This is a genomic window from Bartonella sp. CL63NXGY (assembly GCF_042194905.1).
GTDB lineage: Bacteria > Pseudomonadota > Alphaproteobacteria > Rhizobiales > Rhizobiaceae > Bartonella.
In genome coordinates this window covers 17,669-18,737 of record NZ_JBHINK010000006.1, presented here as the reverse complement: position 1 = coordinate 18,737, position 1,069 = coordinate 17,669, and the positions used below count along the sequence as shown (strand labels likewise).

At 37.2% G+C, this 1,069-nt stretch carries 1 protein-coding gene; it reads right to left on the bottom strand.

Annotation, left to right across the window (positions count from 1 at the left end):
- Positions 1 to 692: 692 nt before the first annotated feature.
- Positions 693 to 959: a hypothetical protein gene (locus tag ACFIK0_RS04545; RefSeq protein ID WP_375663580.1), complete on the bottom strand. Its 267-nt coding sequence runs from the start codon at positions 957 to 959 to the stop codon at positions 693 to 695.
- Between the last annotated feature and the right edge of the window lie 110 nt (positions 960 to 1,069).

Below are 1,069 nucleotides of genomic sequence, written 5' to 3'. Positions count from 1 at the left end.
AACATCATTGTGATGATAAGACAACATAATGTTTTTTAAACAAGTACGTAAATGTGCAACACAAATATATTCTATTTAGAACATTCTGTTTTACGTGATTCGCGTAAAACCTCATTAAAAACAAAATCTCTATGAGAAAAAATCTAAAGCGTGAGGATAAAAACATGAAGCAAGCGTGATTCCATTCAGCTATTGCTCTTTAACCGTCAAACCAAATAAAAATAGATCCGGCCAAATAAAAATAGATCCAGAAAGTATGTTAATCTTCCTACCTTAAGAGATAAGCTAAGAATATAGACAACATCTCTCCTAACATTCCCCTTTTTCTAGCATCGCGTAAGAATCAAAAGTTATACAGCTTATTTTCTCATATTATAAAGCACTGTTTTTTTAAGGCGGTATTGAAGCAGTTAAAACAATTGAAGTGTTTAGCCAACGCCATTAGCAAAGCTAAAAAAAACAAACTGTTGAAAAGCCGTGCATATCTTGTGTAAACACAAAAAAAACAAGAAAAAGGCACAAAAATATCTTAATTTTTATAAAAATGCTCAGCGTCTTTTACGATTGTATTGACGAACAACCCTTATCACATAATCATCTTAAATATTGAGAATAAAGAATGAATAGCCCTCGCAAATACAGCAACCTATCAATAAAAATATAAAAACAAATCTTTTGGTTATCTCTGTTTCTTATGGAATATGCCTTTCCCTATGGATGCACTTTAGCCTCCAAAGAGTGCGTTCAATCCATGGAAAGGATGCACTCCAGCCCTTAAAGAGTGCATCCTTCCCCTCAACGGAAACTGCCAAACCCTCATGAAGCAGTATCCAATCTATAAGAGGATGCACTCTAGCCCTCAAAAAGAGTGCATCCTTCCCCTCAACGGAAACTGCCGAACCCTCATGAAGCAGTATCCAATCCATAAGAGGATGCACTCCGCCTTCAAAAGAGTGCATCCTTCCCCTCAACGGATACCGCCGAACCCTCATAAGGCAGTATCCAATCCATAAGAGGATGCACTCTAGCCCTCAAAAAGAGTGCATCCTTCCCCTCAACGGAAACTGCC